This is a genomic window from Myxosarcina sp. GI1(2024), from assembly GCF_053543375.1.
The window spans coordinates 295115-311868 of record NZ_JBKGTY010000001.1 but is presented as its reverse complement, the minus strand read 5'-3'; the positions used below and the strand labels follow the sequence as shown (position 1 = coordinate 311868).

Sequence of the window (16754 nt, the reverse complement as noted above, 5' to 3'; positions counted from 1 at the left end):
ATCTATTTTCGCCAAAAGTTTAATAAATTATCGAGCTTACGCCTAACTAAATTCCAAATATTTTGCGATTGAAAATTACGTTTGAATTGTTTGAACTCCCCTGCGTCCAACCAAATACCTTGACAGATAGGGCATTTTTCGTACCAAATTTGATATTTGTCTATGTCAATCATCTGTAACATTGGTTGTTGACATCGAGGACAACGAATATCTCTGTTACTGTGCTCTAAGAGTTCGCCATTAGGTTCGATAGTTCCTAAATCTATTATCTCTGAACCGGTAATTTTTCCTAGAGTTTCTGCTTCTAAAGAATCAAACCAAATTCCATGACATCGTTCGCAACGATCTACTTCTATATCACGATAGATAACTGTCTTTAAATTTCCGCTACACTTAGGACAGTCAAGAGAATTTATCATTCATCAATTGTAGTTAAAGGGATCGCACTTTATCTCCTAGCTTATCGGAATTAACTGAGATTGATGATGAAGAATCCGTCAAGAAGAATCATTGGCTTGACTGGCGGGATTGGAACGGGCAAGACTACGGTATCTAATTATTTAGCCGCTAAGTACCAATTTCCCGTGCTAGATGCGGACGTGTATGCCAGAGAGGCAGTAGCAGTAGGTTCGCCAATTTTAACAGCTATTTTTACTCGATATGGCGATCGCCTGAGATTACCCGACGGTAGCTTAAATCGTTCTGCTTTGGGTGAGATTATTTTTAATCATGCCGAAGAAAAACGCTGGTTGGAAAGCCAAATTCATCCCTACGTAAGAGAGTGCTTTAACAGTCAGTCCCAACAGTTAAAGTCTCGTACCCTAGTTTATGCAATACCTTTGTTATTTGAAGCTAATTTGACCGATTTAGTAACTGAAATTTGGGTAGTGTGTTGCGATCGCGCGATTCAGATTTCTAGATTGCAACAGCGCGATGGTTTGACTGTCGCACAAGCTCAAACTCGCATTAACAACCAACTTCCTCTAGCAGTTAAAGTCAAGCGAGCAGATGTAGTATTGGATAATAACTCTGATGAGCAGGCACTGTTGCGACAGATAGACGAGGCGGTAAGATCTAGCAACTGAAATTATAAATTTTTGTTTAAATTACCAATTTATTAGCAAACTGTAAAATAAGATACAGAAAAAATAGTTTATTATTGATTAGGGAAATATCCAGAGCGATCGCCTGCGAGACGATCTCGTCTGGCATATTAATTAGCAAGCAATCGTATTCAAAGGAAATGAATACCTCAAAACTATTTGAGGTGATAAGCAATTGGAGGAAATTATGAAATTACAATTTAGGGGTAAAAACTACGAAAAATCACCCAGCGACTGGAATGTTACTGAAGGTAAAGTTGGTGGTTTGTATCGCGGCAAACCTTGGAAAGTCCATTATTGCCAAGAAGAACATCGCCATCACCACGACCGAAATAAGCTAACCTATCGGGGCGTTGACTATATTAAAGACTAAAACTCATCTAAATTAAAGACTAAAACTCATCTAAGGCGTTCGAAGATCTAAACCTAAACCTATTCAATTCGAGCGTCTTTTAAGAATTATTTCAGTTTAATTTATTGGTATTTTATTGTTAGTGACAATATGCGATCGCTTGAAAGTCAATCATGCACTATTTTTGTCTAGATGGAGAAGACAAACCATCAACTTTAGAAATAGGTGAATTTGAAATTATTCAACAGCACCGACTAAAAAATCGCCCCTATCCCTATCCTCGACACATCAATCGTTTTGAATCAAAGTCTTATCGAGGAAACCGTTGTTTTGGGGTGAATTATTCACACAGTTCTTGCCAAATGGTGGCAACCCAATCTGCTAAAGGAAACCGGTCATGCAGAAGTTTTGCATCCAGCCAAGGCGCGGATTCGCCCGACTTATTTCACTCGACTATCGATCGAGCTCAAACCAACACAGCTGAGAAATTAGCAATCAGCATATGAGCGATCGCCAAAGTCAGCAAGTTAATTTAAAAAGTCTCGCTCACAATTTAAAGCTTCGGCTCTAATAGCAATCCTACAAATAGTTAAAAGTTAAAATTACTGGCAGGTGCATACCTGCCTTTTTCGCGATCGACTAACCAAGCTTGCGCTTTCTGCAAACAGAGAGAAGATAGACGTACTTTTCCCCTAGTTTCATTCTAAATCGATATTTTAAATTTATTTTTTGGTTGCTTATTCTTGGTAGTTCTTTCTGCCTCCCTCGATCCTCCAAGACCAAAGCCTGATTAAAGTACTGTGGTTCGATCGACCCATAGAGAAAAATAAGCCGATTTTACTTAACTTCTTTAAACTTATCGAGTCCGGTAAAGAATTTTTCGCTAAACAAACTTAAGACCGTACGATTTTCCCTAACTCTAATATTTGCCTGAACTCCCATTCCCGACTGCAGCGGAGTTTGTTCGCCGCGGATCGTGAGGTATGGTCGATCTAGCTTAATTTTAGCGGTATAGCGAAAGAAGTCGTATGGAGGTTCTGGTGGTAGAGCATCTCTACTGATAAACATTACTTCTCCCTTAACATCGCCATACTCGCTATAGGGAAAAGCAGAAATCCGCACATCCGTCGCCATGCCCTCTTGTACGAAACCAATGTCTTCAGGAGTGATAAACACTTCTGCTATTAGTTCGTCTTCGGGAACGATTTGTAATACTGGTTCTGCAGCTTGACCCGCAGGAGGTACATAACCGGGATAGGCTCTGAGATCGAAGATTTCTCCATCGACGGGAGCAACTATTCTTTGATACTTTAAAGTTTGCTGGGCACCGCTAATTTGACTATTGAGTTCGGCAATTTGCTTATCATTCTCGACGATCGTTTTGTTTAACTGACTGTCAATTTCGGCAAGTCGCTTGCGGTTTTCAGCAATTCTGTCTAAAAGGTCTTTGTCAGAGAGAGTCGTCGTGTTGGTTAGTTCTTCTCGTGCTTGAGCGATATCTAGTCGCAATCTCTGTTCTTCTTCTAGTAAGCGTTGAATTTCGGCTTGGAGAGTAACTACCTCTTGCTGCTGGCGATCGCGTTCGATCGTTCCTTCTGCTCGTTGCTCCATCATGGTAGCACGCCGGTCGTTTACTTCCTGCCGCTGTCTGTCTCGCTGAATTCTCGATAGAGCTCCTGCTTCTACTAGTGGTTCGATCGAAGCCAGGGTATCTCGTTCGATTTGTAAACTTTCTTCGGCTTGAGCGATTGATTCTTGATTGCGACGCTCGATTTCAGCTAGAACCTGTTTCGCAGTAGCTAATTGTTCCCGATTATCGGCTAGTTGTAGTTGGTTTTGATTTAACTGTCTTTCTAATTGTTCTACTTCTAATCGAGCTGCGGCAACGCGGGAACGTACTTCGGCTTGAGAAGTTCTGAGTCTAATTTGCTGTTCCGGAGAAAGGTTATCTCCACCTCCTTCTAACTGAGCGAGGAACAACTGATTTTCCGCCTGTAGTTCGGCGCGGTTGCGAGTTAGAGAGGTAATTTCGCTAGGAAGATCGAGTTTGGCAACTACCTCATCGATTCGCTCTGGCTGAATTTCTCCTTTCACTATCGAGCGATAAAATTTGTTTTCTTGTTGGAGAGATTGGCGGACTTGTTTATAGGAATCTAACTGAGCTTGAGAAGTGGTCGAGTCTAAAACCAATAATAAATCCCCTTTTGCCACCCGTTCTCCTTCTTCTACGGCAACTTCTTCTACTACCCCATTGGTTGGTACCTGAATTTCTTTGAGTTTGCCTATTGGTTTAATTTGTCCTTGGGCGGGAACGACCTGTTCGATTTTGGCAACAGCCGACCACACGATAGTAAATACCGTTACTCCAATTACTCCCCAGATTGTGGCTCGCGACCATTTGGGGGACTGTCGCAACATAACTGTTTGCTCGAATTCCCGTGAAGGAGTTGAGTCAAAACGATTGGCAAGAGCAGCAGAATCGCTCTTGCTATCTGTAGGAACTAATTGACTTTGAGTAGGAGTTGTCGTCGGACGCTCGCTTTCTGGAGTTCGCGCTGCTACTGAAGATAGAGTGGCAGTTTCGGCTGTGCTAGACTTTTTAGGTAACATGTCTAAATTACGATAGACTCCAGGTCCAATCTGAGCGTAACCTCGATGTACCGCCTCGATCGCATCGGTAAGTTCTTTGGCTGGAGTTCCCTTGAGCAAATAACCCATCGCGCCCGAACTAAGAGAGCGCGAGACATATTCTCGATCGTCGTAGGTACTTAAAATTAAAACTTTAACATTGGGGAATCTTTGACAAATTATTTTGGTAGCCTCCATTCCGTCCATGCCAGGCATTTCTACATCCATAAGCACGACATCTGGTTGGAGAGTTTCGGTTTTGTTTATCGCTTCTTCTCCATTACTGGCTACATCAACAATTTCTAAGTTTTTTTCTGCATGGATTAGAGCTTTTAAACCCTCGCGAATCATTTTTTGATCGTCTACGATCAAAATCTTAATAATTTCGTTTGGTAAATTTGCGCGATCGCCGTTATTATCAGTTAAGTTCATCATCAATTAATTATTAAAAAATTTTGCAATATTTAAAGAAGTTGGACAATTGTCATATCCTAGTAAAAAATCAACAATTTTTACATTGATAAAATCAACAATTTTTACATTGATAATTTTTATCAAAGCTAGAGCGAGTCACATTTCAAAGAACTGTTTTGGTGGTTTACTCTACGGAGCGGACAAAAATTAAATCATCTAACTTTTTAAATCATCTAACTTTTTTAATAGTTTTTCTCGATTCTGCTACTCTGTATATCCTTACGAAAAATCACCTAATAAAAACATCATTGGTATTATTGGTCGGTATTATTTTGCCCAGATCGTCAAAATAATCTCTCAACTTAATTCGAATATAACCAATATTTTAGCCATTAGACATTAAATGAAGATTAGCATTAGTATATTTGCAGTGTTATTGTAATAATACAATCATATTGCCAAAGTCGGGCAGCTTATTGCTCTACAATACAAATAAATAAACTAAAACTCGTTAACTTTAAAATCTCGATAATTTTTATGACTTCTAAATCTCCCGCCAAAAATCCCGACAAAACTTTACTGGCGATGAAAAAGTTTTCCGAACAGTATGCTAAGAGAACCGATACTTATTTTTGTAGCGACTTGTCTGTCACTGCTGTAGTGGTCGAAGGGCTGGCAAGACACAAAGACGAATTAGGCGCACCTCTATGTCCTTGTCGTCATTATGAAGATAAGGAAGCCGAAGTAAAAAATTCTTTTTGGAACTGTCCCTGCGTTCCCATGCGGGAAAGAAAAGAATGCCATTGTATGTTGTTTATCACTCCCGACAATGAATTTGCGGGCGACCAACAGGAAATTGACCTGGAGATGATTAAAGAAGTCCGCGACAGTATGAAATCATAGCAGATGTCCTCTCCAGAATTTTGGCAAGGTGTAGAAGAGTTTAACCAACAACAATTTTACGCCTGTCACGATACTCTCGAAGCTATTTGGATAGAAGCTCCTGAATTAGATAAGAGATTCTATCAAGGAGTCTTACAGGTTGCTGTTGCCTGTTACCATCTCAGCAACTACAATTGGCGAGGTGCGATAATGTTGTTGGGAGAAGCTGTCAGAAGATTGCGAGACTACCAGCCCTCCTATCATGGGATAAATGTGGAACTATTACTACAGCAGAGCATCCAATTGCTTCAAAGGCTGCAGCAAATAGAACCAGAACAGGTAGAGGTGTTTTTCCAGCAGCTACAGGTCAAGCAAAAAATCATCCAGGACAATGACGAACTGACTGCTACATCCCCAAGCATACCGCAGTCAGACAATCATCAAGAATTAGATCTGACTGATGGTTGTCAATTTCCTCAGATTGTGAAAGTAAACTGAGATAGCCAAACTCGTGGGGAGTGCAACTTATGGTTCGAGGTGGCCGTCTAACTAGTCGGTCGGGATAAGCAACCAACACATTATTTCGTGGTAAGACTTATGATTAAGAATTATGTCTGCTAGTTTTTTATCGTTTCGTAACCAAATAATAAAATTTGTTGCGGTAAGTGTCGTTAGCGCGGTTGCCGTTTACTTCCCCGAGCGAGTTTTATTAGCACAGAATCCATCAACAGGAGGGGCGATTACCCTTCGTTCTGACGTTCAAGAATCTAATTCTGAGACGGGAGTAATTACTGCTAGGGGTAATGTCAAAATAGACTATCCTGTCAAACAGCTTCAAGCAACGGCCGCACAAGCTCAATATTTTACCCGCGAACGGCGTTTAGTGCTGACTGGTAATGTTTATGTTTTGCAGCAGGGTAATAGTATGCGAGCCGAAACTCTAACTTATTTAGTCGATGAAGGCAGATTTATCGCCACTCCCAAAAGCGATCGCCAAGTAGAATCGACCTATATCGTTACAGAACCCGTTCCCGATAACAACGAAGGGCAGCTTAACAATTAAGTGAGTTTAGTTTTAGAAAATATTCATAAATCTTATGGCAAGAAAGCCGTAGTCAACCGAGTCAATCTGCGGGTTTTGCCAGGAGAAATAGTAGGCTTACTAGGTCCTAACGGAGCCGGTAAGACCACGACTTTTTATGTGGCTACGGGAACAATTGCCCCCGAACGAGGTAAAGTGTGGCTTGGCGATCGCGAGATTACCAAATTACCCCTCCATCAACGAGCGCGTTTGGGTATTGGTTATCTTACTCAACAACCGAGTATTTTTCGCAATCTCAGCGTACGGGATAATATTTTACTCGTACTGGAACAAACTGGTATTCCCCGTCCTGCCAGACCAATTCGCCTACAACAGCTTCTAGCAGAATTTCGCTTAGAAAAAATTGCCAATACTCTAGGATCTCAGGTTTCGGGAGGAGAAAGACGGCGTACCGAGTTGGCAAGAGCATTAGCTGCTGGCATTGACGGACCGAAGTATATGCTGCTGGACGAACCTTTTGCAGGAGTCGATCCCATTGCTGTCGCTGAAATGCAAAAAATCATTGCCAAACTGCGCGCTCGTGCTATGGGAATTTTAATTACCGATCACAATTTTCGCGAAACCCTGGCGATTACCGACCGCGCCTATGTTCTACGAGATGGTCAAATTCTCGCTTCAGGTACGACCGAAGAACTATACGACAATCCTCTGGTCAGACAGTATTACTTGGGAGATAGCTTTATAGTTTAGCCGACTCAAACCCGGCGATTGGATATTGATTTCGTGCCTCAACCCAACCTATCTTATTAAGTCCAGAAGTTACGCACTTCAATTACTTGCGCTAGACTAAAAGCAAGACGGATAGCGGTACACACCCCCACGTTGCTAGCGGATCGCAAGATAAACATTGCACGCTGGGAAAGCATTTTAAACTCAACTGCGTAACTCCTGTAAGTCCTTAAATCTTTCTCAAAGCTGTAATTAGACCCTGACAAACACTGGTTAAAAAATCTAAATCTAGGCTATCGATCTTATCACTAGGGCAATGATAGTGAGGATTGCGTAGCATAGCCGTGTCGGTAACCATAATGGCGCGGTATCCTTGTCGCCAAAAAGGATAATGATCGCTTAAGGCAGTTTGAGGTATCCATTTGCCGCTACTAGGGTCGGGTAAAAATTCGCAAGGCGTACCTTGGTGTTTGAGGTAATGACTGAGCCGAAATAAATCGAGAGTAGCAGGTAAGTTGCCTACTAAAGCAATAAAGTTACCGCGATCGGGATAAAAACGCTTAATTAAATCGGGATAGCTTTGAGAGCCGGGAGTAGGATCGCAGTAGCCTAACATTTCTAGGGAGAGCATCAAACGTAAAGGTTGTCTCTCGGCTTTAAGATCGTTGGCATAGGCAGTGCTGCCCAGTAGACCAGATTCTTCTAGATCGAAAGCGACTAATCTGACTGGATATTTTAACGGGCGAGCGCTAAAAGATTTTGCCAACTCTAATAAAACGGCAACCCCCGTAGCGTTATCATCTGCGCCGGGAGTTCCAGGTACGGCATCGTAATGCGCTCCGATTAAAATAGGCGACAAGTTGTTATCGTGAGATTTCGCTGGCAGATCGAGAACTAGATTTTGATAAATTTTTCCTCTGAAGGTAAACTCGTGAATTTTTACCGTTCCCCAGCTTTCTAGCTGTTGGCGCACGTATTCTCTGACTAGGAAATGACCTCCAGAAGCAACATAGGGATCTCGTTCTCTGGCAATTTGCTTTAGATGTTCCCTCAGACGATTTTTTAGGCTCATTGCTAACTCAGTTTATCGAATGATCGCCATCTTACCGTCGAGGAAGTCCTGTAGCTGACGGTCGTGGTCGTGACTGAGATTACCTCGAGGCAGTTCTTGGGGTAAATAAGCTTTAGCCTGTAAAATTTCTAGTTTATCTTTGATTTTTATCTCTCCCGTAACCTCAGCTTCTATTAAGACAGAAATCGAGTGAAGACGGGGGTCGCGGTAGGGATCGGAATAAACACCTACCAAACGCCTAATTTTGACTAATTTTAGCCCCGTTTCTTCTGCCAATTCTCGACAGGCAGCATGAGGAATATCTTCTCCCCAGTCTACCATTCCTCCAGGTAAACCCCATCTTTGAGAGTCGCTGCGCTGTACTAAAACAATGCGTCCATCTGGCAAGACGGGAATAATTGTCGTCCCGGTTACGGGATGTCGGAAAATAATGCCCAGTACGGTAAAAATAAATCGCCAATAACGACGCATAAAAAATAGTTTATTTATATAAGTTGTCAGATATAAGATGCTAATTGAGATTTAGCAGTAGCGATCGCCTGGCGAACCCGTTCGAAACCCGTGCCGCCATAACTATTGCGTGCTGCCACTACTCGTTCTGGCGCGATAGCCTGATAGATATCGGCTTCAAAAGCAGGATGAATTTGTTGCCATTCTTCTAAGCTCAAATCTTTAAGTAATTTACCTGCCGCTAAGCTGGTTTTAACCACTTTGCCTACTAAATTATAAGCTTCGCGAAACGGAACTTGTTTGGCTGCTAAATAATCGGCAACATCGGTGGCATTAGAAAAGTCTTCAGCTACGGTGGCATTTAGCCTAACGGTATTAAATTCAATGCCTTCATTCAGCAAAATTGTCATTGCCGATAGGCAGCTTTTAACAGTTTTGACACTATCGAAAATAGCTTCTTTGTCTTCTTGCAAATCTTTGTTATAAGCCAGCGGTAATCCTTTCATAATTACCAATAAAGCTTGCAGGTGTGCGAATACTCTACCTGTTTTACCTCGCACTAGTTCGGGAACGTCGGGATTCTTTTTTTGAGGCATGATGCTCGAACCCGTAGCGCAGCTATCTTTAAGAGTGATAAAGTTAAACTCTTGAGATGCCCAAAGAATTATTTCTTCGCTCAAACGGCTTAAATGCACCATAATCAAACTGGCGGCACAGAGAAATTCGATGGCAAAATCGCGATCGCTCACGCCGTCGAGACTATTTTCGTAAGGGCGATCGAATCCCAGCAATTGGGCACTGTATTCTCTATCGATGGGAAACGTTGTCCCTGCTAAAGCACCGCAGCCCAACGGAGATATATTCGTGCGTCGGTATACATCAGCCAATCTTTCCCAATCTCGCTGCGCCATTTGAAAATAAGCGAGTAAATGATGTGCCAAACTTAAAGGCTGCGCTCTTTGCAGGTGAGTATAGCCTGGAATTAAAGTTTCTACATTGCTTTCGGCTTTGGTTAGTAAGGCGGACTGAAAAGCTAGGATCTGTTGCTGTATTAGTGCGATTTCGGCTCTTAAATACAGACGAATATCCGTACCTACTTGATCGTTGCGCGAGCGCGCCGTATGGAGTTTTTTGCCCACATCGCCGACGATTTCGGTCAGTCTTCTTTCCACGGCAAAATGAACGTCTTCAGCTTCAACTCCTGGGTTGAATTTACCCTGTCGGTACTCTTGGCGAATTCGTTCTAGCCCGGACTCTAAAAGTTCTGCTTCGGTATCGGAAATGATGCCAGTTTTAGCCAGCATCTTCGCATGGGCGATCGAACCGGTCAGATCGTATTCGATTAGTTCGATATCGAAGCCAATACTAGCATTAAAAATCGCGATCGCCGGATTTAAGGCAGATTCAAAGCGATCGCTCCAGGTTTGTTTTTCGGTCACGATAGAAGGTCAGTATTTAGGGATCGCACTATATTTTAAATTAATAGCAATTAGTCACCAAATATCTAAACCACCTTAATTCGAACTTAATTCGATAAAGTCATAGATTTCATAGATTTAAGTCAGAGCTAACCATCTAATCATTAGACATCTAATCTATGAATATAGATAATTTAATTCTTTTACTAAATCGCTCTCAACCTGTAAAACCTTTAAAGGTATAGCCCAAAAACGCCCCAATAGCTAAAGCCCATGCTTGACCAGACTCAAGAAAATTACTCCAAGCATCCTGTATTTGACCGAGAATGTCGGGATCTTCTATCGTCTGTGCCAAAATACTGGAAAACAAGCTGAAATGCTCGGATGAGGTTTCTACAATTACTTGAAGTAACTGGCTGTATAATATATCCATAATTTTTTCGATCGTATGTATTGGGCGCGAAGATTCAAGACTAATCTAATCTCGAAAAAATTTAGTCGCCTTATATTTTTCCTATCGTTAAGATTTCTTTACATACATTTACCCGGATCGATTTAAAGCGGTGTTCAGAGTTATTAAGTACATCTAGCTGACTTGATTATTAGAATTGCCATTTGTAACCGTGCTTAACTTGTTTGCACACCGCTGTAATTGAGAGGTGCAGTACCAGCAAATACCAGTCAAAAGTGAATTTGCTATTTTTTACTTCCTACTTTCTACTTCTTAATCCGCATCACGATTGAAGTCATGTCATCACCATAATTATTGCTGCCGCTAAATTCTTCTATGCAGTTAAAAATGTACTCTAGAATCTCGTCAGAACTTTCTAAATGCTGACAAGCCCATTTAAAAGTACGACAGAGATTTTCTTCATCAAAGCGAGCACCATTTTCGTTTACTGCATCTGTAAAGCCATCGGTGTAGTAAAACACTATATCTCCAGGAGCAAGCTGTACTACGGCATCTTCATATTCAGAATCGATATCCAAACCAATTAGCATTCCCCAACTGTCCAATTTCTCGATCGCGTCTGTAGCGGCTCGCCAAAGTAGTGGAGGGTTGTGCGCGGCATTGGTAAAGGAAAGCTGTTTGGTATTGGGATCGTATTCCGAGTAGAACATACTGACAAACCGATGGGAGTTTTCCAAATCAGCGTACATTACCCGATTGAGATGGCGCATAATCTCGGCAGGAGAGTGACGATTTAAGACTTCGGCTCTTAACATTCCTCTAGTCATGGTCATGATTAATCCTGCGGGAACGCCTTTACCCATGACATCGCCAATGACGATACTCCAAGGAACTAAAGATGCTTCTTCACCTTCGCCTCGCTCGCGCCGCAGGCGATCGAAATTAGTGGGAATAAAATCATAGTAATCTCCGCCTACCCGACTTGCAGTTTGGCACTTAGCAGCAATTTCCAAACCTTCAATTTGCGGACATTTGCTCGGTAACAACCGCAGTTGAATCTCCGAGGCAATTTCTAACTCGCGGTCTTGTCTTTCTTTGGAGCGCAGTTCTACCGTAAGTTCGTGATTGGCGATCGCCACGGCAGTCTGATCGGCTACTAGCTGAGTCAGTTTTCTTCTCGTATGAGTCCAATTGTAATCGGGATCGGTGCTAAACACGTAAAGCCGACCCCGTTCGACATTTTTAACGAGTACTGGAGTTCCAAAAACTTGAATTGGCGCGATCGATTCTTGACGGATTCTTTCGTCCATATCTGTTGCCAATTGTGCTCCCGCAACAGCGATCGCCTTTTTACTATTTATGTCCTGGTTGAGGCGGTTATTTACCGCTTCAAAGACACGCCGCATCTCTAGTCCAATTTGACTGTCTTGACAATAAATTTGTTCGAGGCGCACCAAACCACTGTCTTTATATAAAATCAAAGCTCCCCCAATCGAATCTGTCACTCTAGCAGCCATCAATGGAGTTAGTTCGAGGAACTGATTTAAATTACTAAAGCTGCGCAGGGCAAACCCTAAAGAACTCAGCAAATCTTGAACTTTATTTTGTTCTCGCTGAAGATTGGCAACCAATTCTTTAAGTGCCAAAATTGGATTTGCTTCTGTTTTCGAGGCAGTGCCAAGACTATTTGATTTTTGAGAGGTATTGCCAAAAGGGGTGACAGTCATTGCCTCTACAATTTGGGACATTAGATTTTTACGGCATCAGTCGTTAATAATTGAGCTTTAAGGGTACTAAGAACTCGTGTGAACTAATCTTAAAACAACCTTAAATTTTAATCGGACCAATGGTTAAAATTATGCTTCATTATATGGCGAAGCCGTTTGCAACTAATTACTCTGCTTGACAATTAAATTAAAATTCTTAATTTTTATTAATTTATCGATACAGAGGAGCTAAGCATACTTTGCCGACTTGAGGCAAAACAGAACCGAGCGACAACTTAATGTAACGGATTTTTGAGTCCTAGTGCGCTCTTAACCTGGTCTGACCGTTGGTTAATGATAACTTGGATTAATTATAGTGCCAAGAACATTAGTTAAAAACACTCATATTTATTTAAAGATTATGAGAAGCTTGTTAATAAATATTAATACTAATTTAGCCATTTAGCAAAGCTTCCACAAACTCGTAGCTAGAAAAAGGTCTTAAATCTTCAATTCCTTCTCCCGCACCGATAAAGCGAATTGGTAAATTTAGCTGTTGAGTTATCGCTAAAGCCACGCCACCCTTAGCACTGCCATCGAGTTTAGTTAAGACTACGCCGCTAAGCTGAGCTGCTTCAGAAAATATCTGTGCCTGTCGCAAGCCATTTTGACCGAGAGTCGCGTCTAGAACTAGTAAAGATTCTACTCGAGCATCGGGAGCTTTTTTGTCGATAATTTTACGAATTTTTGATAACTCTGCCATTAAATTTTGTTTATTTTGTAATCTCCCTGCGGTATCGACTAGCAACAACTCGATTTGACGGGATATAGCTGCAGCGATCGCATCATAGACTACTGCGGCAGGATCGGTATTTTTTCCGGGGTTGGCAACGACGGGAGTATTGCTCCGTTCTCCCCAGACTTTTACCTGTTCGACGGCGGCGGCACGAAAGGTGTCAGCGGCAGCAATCAAACAACTATAGCCTGATTTTTGTCCCAGATTGGCTAGTTTACCGATGGTAGTAGTTTTTCCCGCGCCGTTAACTCCAGTCAACAGCCAAATATTCAAACTTCCCTGTTCGGGAACGAAAGCCTTATCCTCTTTTTCTGCTAGAGGTTTATCTAAAATATCTTGCAAAATCTTTTTCAGATAGGCGATCGCTTGTTCTGGCGGTAGAGTTTCTTGGCGCAGCTTATTCTGTAAGGTGTCAATGATGTAGTCAGTAGCCTCAATTCCCACATCTGCTTGCAGTAAGAGACTTTCAATCTCCATCACCGCATCTTCATTTAAAGGTCCTTGACCAACAATCGACTTTAACTGATTGATCAAGCCACGACGAGTCTTACCTAATCCCTGGCGCAATTTGGTCAACCAGCTTATTTCTTCTTCAGAAACATCTTCTGCCGTTCTACCGCGATTGGCAAGCACTTTAGCCGACCAAATAAAATCTTCGTCAATATCCGCTTGGACTTGAGTACTCGGTTCGGGTTGTGGTTCGGCAACGGGAGTTTCCATAGCAGTTGCTTTCAATTTCTCTAATCCCTGAGATTTTTTCATCCAAGCAGGTACATTTTCTGCTAGTTGTGAGACTGTCTCTTGAGTTTCGGTTTCCGTTGCTGCTGTTTCTTTCAGTTGTGAGACTGTTTCTGAAGTTTCGGCTTTCGTAACTACTTCTGGTTCTTTTTTTACTGCAGTTTCTTCTACTTTCTCTTGTTGTTTGCGCTGCTGAATATTTTGATATGCCGCTTTAGCATAGGCAAGATAATCCACCTGAGAAGAAGTAGCCGATCCGGTTGCTGCTTCTGTTTCGGTTGAAGTTGCCTCTGTAACTTCTGTTACGTTTGTTACGTTTTTTTTGTCGGGCTTGGATTCTGGTTTAGATGCTTTTGCGTTACGGCGAAACCAATTAAACATGAGAAAGGAATTTAATCTACCTATTTTATAGATAATAGCAATGTTCTATCGTCTCCAAACAGCAATCTGGAAACTAAATTTTATTATGAAGAAGAACTTTATGAGTAAAAACTCTACTAATTCGAACGAATAACACGATGTACTTCAAAAAAATTTGCAATAGTCTCGAAAAAGCATGAGTGCAAAAAACAAGCTCAAGCATCAGAATTCTAGATATAGTAAGGCAAACAGTGTACCAGGTACAATAATCCCAACATACGATTTAGAGCAAGTTCGCGAAAAATACCAGCAGATGCAGATACTCTTAGAGTTTGCCCCAGTTGATATTTAAACTACGATGTTGGCAGAATTGTTAACAACCCAGCGATCGCCCGATTGAGTATTGAATATTGTAAGTTTCAGTGCTCAAGCAAGTTCTGCCGTCTGTGCCGCCATTTCCATAAGTATCTCGTGGGTACTTTGTATTGCCTCGCCTTCGGTTGGTTTTCTTTGAATATAAGTTCCATCTGGCTGTAGTTCCCACGACTGGCGGTTGTCTGACAGCATGACTCCTAAAATTTCTTGCAAATCTTTGAAAATTTCTGAAGATTCAACGGGAGTTACTGCTTCGACTCGCCGACTGAGATTGCGTGTCATCCAATCTGCACTACCAATATAGATTTCTTCAGCACCATCATTGTGAAAGTAATAGATGCGCGAATGTTCCAAAAAACGCCCGATAATGCTGATAATGTTAATATTGTCGCTGACTCCTTCTATTTTGGGTCGCAAACAGCAAATTCCTCTGACGATTAAATCGATTTTTACTCCAGCCTGAGACGCTTCGTAAAGAGTTTCGATGACTTGAGTATCTACCAAAGCATTCATTTTGGCGACGATGCGACCAGTTTTACCATTACGACAATGTTCGATTTCGCGGCGAATCATTTCGAGGGTGCGATCGCGCAAATTAACTGGGGCAACCAAAAGTTTGCGATAGGATTTTTGGCGGGAGTAACCAGTTAAAAAGTTGAACAAATCGGTTATATCTGCACCCAAGTCTTTATCGCAGGTAAAAAGACCCAGATCTGTATAGATCTTGGCTGTTTTCGGATTGTAGTTGCCAGTGCCGATGTGCATATAGCGATTGATTTTATTTTCTTCCTGGCGAACGATCAAAGTAATTTTGGTGTGAGTTTTAAGTTTGGGTAAGCCATAAACTACATGTACCCCAGAACTTTCTAGTTTTCTCGCCCAAATAATGTTATTTTCTTCATCAAAACGAGCTTTTAGCTCTACTAAAGCTACTACCTGTTTGCCATTTTCTGCGGCTGAAATCAAAGCCTTGATAATTGGCGAATCTCCAGAAGTACGATAGAGGGTCATTTTAATTGCCAAGACATCAGGATCGTCAGCTGCTTCGGTGATAAAACGTTGTACCGTAACGCTAAAAGAATGATAGGGATGATGGACTAAGAAATCTTTTTCACGGATAATCTCAAATAAATTGCTGCCGTCATCTTTAAGCCAACTTACTGGCGGTGGCACAACCGGAGACCAGGGTTTGTCTTTTAATTCTGGCAAGGATAAACTCATAAAAGACATTAAGTCACCTAACCCTAGTAGACCATCTATGTCGTAAACATCATTTTCTTCTAGAATTAGCTCGCGCATAATTGTCGCACGAATATTTTCAGGAATAAAAGCTTGAATTTCCAATCTCACTGAAGAACCACCAATACGACGTTTTTGTAGTTCTTTTTCAATTGCCAGCAGCAAGTCATCTGCTTCATCTTCTTCCAAAGTCAAATCTGTATTGCGAGTTACCCGAAATACGGATGATTCTAAAATATTCATTCCAGGAAATAAATATTTTAGATTGTGAGTGATAATCTGTTCTAAAGGAACCCCAGTCCAAACTCCCACTTTTCCTCGATATCGCTGACGCAATTCTTCTGGCAAAGAAACAAAACGTGGTAATGATTTGGGAACTTTAATCCGTGCGAATAATTCCCTTTCAGTTGAAGGATCTTTGAGTACTACTGCTAGATTTAAGCTGAGATTAGAAATATAGGGGAAAGGATGAGAAAGATCGACCGCTAGAGGTGTTAGAACGGGAAAAATATGTTCTTCAAAAAAGCTATTGAGATAAGCGGTTTGTTCTTGATTGAGATCGACATAATCTACGAGATGGATGCCGCACCGAGTTAACTCTTTTTTAAGCACCTTTTCAAAATGTTGGTGCTGTTGCTGAATCATCGGACGTAGGGTTTCAGCGATATCTTCTAGCTGTTGTTCGGCGGTACGACCATCGGCGGTCAATTTAGTTACTCCTGCTTCGACTTGTTGTTTGAGAGCAGCTACCCTCACCATAAAGAATTCATCTAAATTAGAGCTAAAAATCGACATGAACTTCAACCTTTCTAAAAGTGGCGTTCTTTCGTCTAAAGCTTCAGCTAATACGCGACGATTAAATTCCAGCCAACTCAATTCTCGATTGAAATAGTATTTTGAGTCTTTAAGAGCGATTTTAGTATCGGTCTTCTTAGTAGTAGTCATAATAATTTTTTAACAGTCTCACCCGTACTTAATTTAATATATAAAATGCAGCAAAAACGCTAAATCTAAACTCTGAAAATTATTATTCAAAAG

At 41.5% G+C, this 16754-nt stretch carries 15 protein-coding genes; 6 read left to right on the top strand and 9 right to left on the bottom strand.

The window, feature by feature from the left end:
• Window positions 1-2: 2 nt before the first annotated feature.
• Entirely contained in the window at window positions 3-419 is a 417-nt protein-coding gene (locus ACLFKQ_RS01550) for a zf-TFIIB domain-containing protein (protein ID WP_448998164.1), read from the bottom strand.
• 66 nt (window positions 420-485) lie between these two features.
• Here ACLFKQ_RS01550 and coaE point away from each other — a divergent pair, with 66 nt between their 5' ends.
• Together coaE and ACLFKQ_RS01540 are read left to right on the top strand one after the other, a co-directional pair.
• Window positions 486-1085, top strand: a complete 600-nt coding sequence (coaE, locus tag ACLFKQ_RS01545) for a dephospho-CoA kinase (protein ID WP_448998163.1) — start codon at window positions 486-488, stop codon at window positions 1083-1085.
• A gap of 205 nt (window positions 1086-1290) precedes the next feature.
• A complete protein-coding gene (locus ACLFKQ_RS01540; protein ID WP_448998162.1) occupies window positions 1291-1476 on the top strand; it encodes a DUF4278 domain-containing protein in 186 nt (61 codons plus the stop codon).
• 816 nt (window positions 1477-2292) lie between these two features.
• On the opposite strand, the gene ACLFKQ_RS01535 is transcribed toward ACLFKQ_RS01540, so the two are convergent.
• Window positions 2293-4518, bottom strand: a complete 2226-nt coding sequence (locus tag ACLFKQ_RS01535; RefSeq protein WP_448998161.1) for a response regulator — start codon at window positions 4516-4518, stop codon at window positions 2293-2295.
• 516 nt (window positions 4519-5034) lie between these two features.
• On the opposite strand from ACLFKQ_RS01535, the gene ACLFKQ_RS01530 reads away from it, so the two are divergent.
• From ACLFKQ_RS01530 to lptB, 4 genes are all read left to right on the top strand, one after another.
• A complete protein-coding gene (locus ACLFKQ_RS01530; RefSeq protein WP_448998160.1) occupies window positions 5035-5400 on the top strand; it encodes a ferredoxin-thioredoxin reductase catalytic domain-containing protein in 366 nt (121 codons plus the stop codon).
• Between the two features lie 3 nt (window positions 5401-5403).
• Window positions 5404-5877 (top strand): DUF309 domain-containing protein, encoded by a 474-nt coding sequence (locus ACLFKQ_RS01525; RefSeq protein WP_448998159.1) that lies wholly within the window; start codon window positions 5404-5406, stop codon window positions 5875-5877.
• Window positions 5878-5989: 112 nt separating this feature from the next.
• Entirely contained in the window at window positions 5990-6442 is a 453-nt protein-coding gene (locus ACLFKQ_RS01520; protein ID WP_448998158.1) for an LptA/OstA family protein, read from the top strand.
• On the top strand, window positions 6443-7171 hold the full coding sequence (gene lptB, locus ACLFKQ_RS01515) for an LPS export ABC transporter ATP-binding protein (RefSeq protein ID WP_448998157.1): 729 nt from the start codon (window positions 6443-6445) through the stop codon (window positions 7169-7171). It begins immediately after the preceding gene.
• Between the two features lie 208 nt (window positions 7172-7379).
• Here the strand turns inward: lptB and ACLFKQ_RS01510 are convergent, their stop codons facing one another.
• The 7 genes from ACLFKQ_RS01510 to ppk1 all read right to left on the bottom strand — a co-directional run bounded on the left by ACLFKQ_RS01510 (window position 7380) and on the right by ppk1 (window position 16661).
• Window positions 7380-8222: a M28 family peptidase gene (locus ACLFKQ_RS01510; protein ID WP_448998156.1), complete on the bottom strand. Its 843-nt coding sequence runs from the start codon at window positions 8220-8222 to the stop codon at window positions 7380-7382.
• Window positions 8223-8234: 12 nt separating this feature from the next.
• Window positions 8235-8693: an NUDIX hydrolase gene (locus tag ACLFKQ_RS01505; protein ID WP_448998155.1), complete on the bottom strand. Its 459-nt coding sequence runs from the start codon at window positions 8691-8693 to the stop codon at window positions 8235-8237.
• 26 nt (window positions 8694-8719) lie between these two features.
• Complete coding sequence (gene argH, locus ACLFKQ_RS01500) at window positions 8720-10111, bottom strand: argininosuccinate lyase (RefSeq protein WP_448998154.1); 1392 nt, start codon at window positions 10109-10111, stop codon at window positions 8720-8722.
• A 196-nt stretch (window positions 10112-10307) separates the two neighbouring features.
• The gene (locus tag ACLFKQ_RS01495; RefSeq protein WP_448998153.1) at window positions 10308-10523 is read right to left on the bottom strand and encodes a hypothetical protein; all 216 of its coding nucleotides are present in this window, start codon (window positions 10521-10523) and stop codon (window positions 10308-10310) included.
• Window positions 10524-10807: 284 nt separating this feature from the next.
• Window positions 10808-12250, bottom strand: coding sequence for a PP2C family protein-serine/threonine phosphatase (locus tag ACLFKQ_RS01490; RefSeq protein WP_448998152.1), 1443 nt, complete (start codon window positions 12248-12250; stop codon window positions 10808-10810).
• A 412-nt stretch (window positions 12251-12662) separates the two neighbouring features.
• The gene (ftsY, locus tag ACLFKQ_RS01485; protein WP_448998151.1) at window positions 12663-14123 is read right to left on the bottom strand and encodes a signal recognition particle-docking protein FtsY; all 1461 of its coding nucleotides are present in this window, start codon (window positions 14121-14123) and stop codon (window positions 12663-12665) included.
• Window positions 14124-14528: 405 nt separating this feature from the next.
• Window positions 14529-16661: a polyphosphate kinase 1 gene (gene ppk1 / locus ACLFKQ_RS01480; RefSeq protein WP_448998150.1), complete on the bottom strand. Its 2133-nt coding sequence runs from the start codon at window positions 16659-16661 to the stop codon at window positions 14529-14531.
• Window positions 16662-16754: the final 93 nt, after the last annotated feature.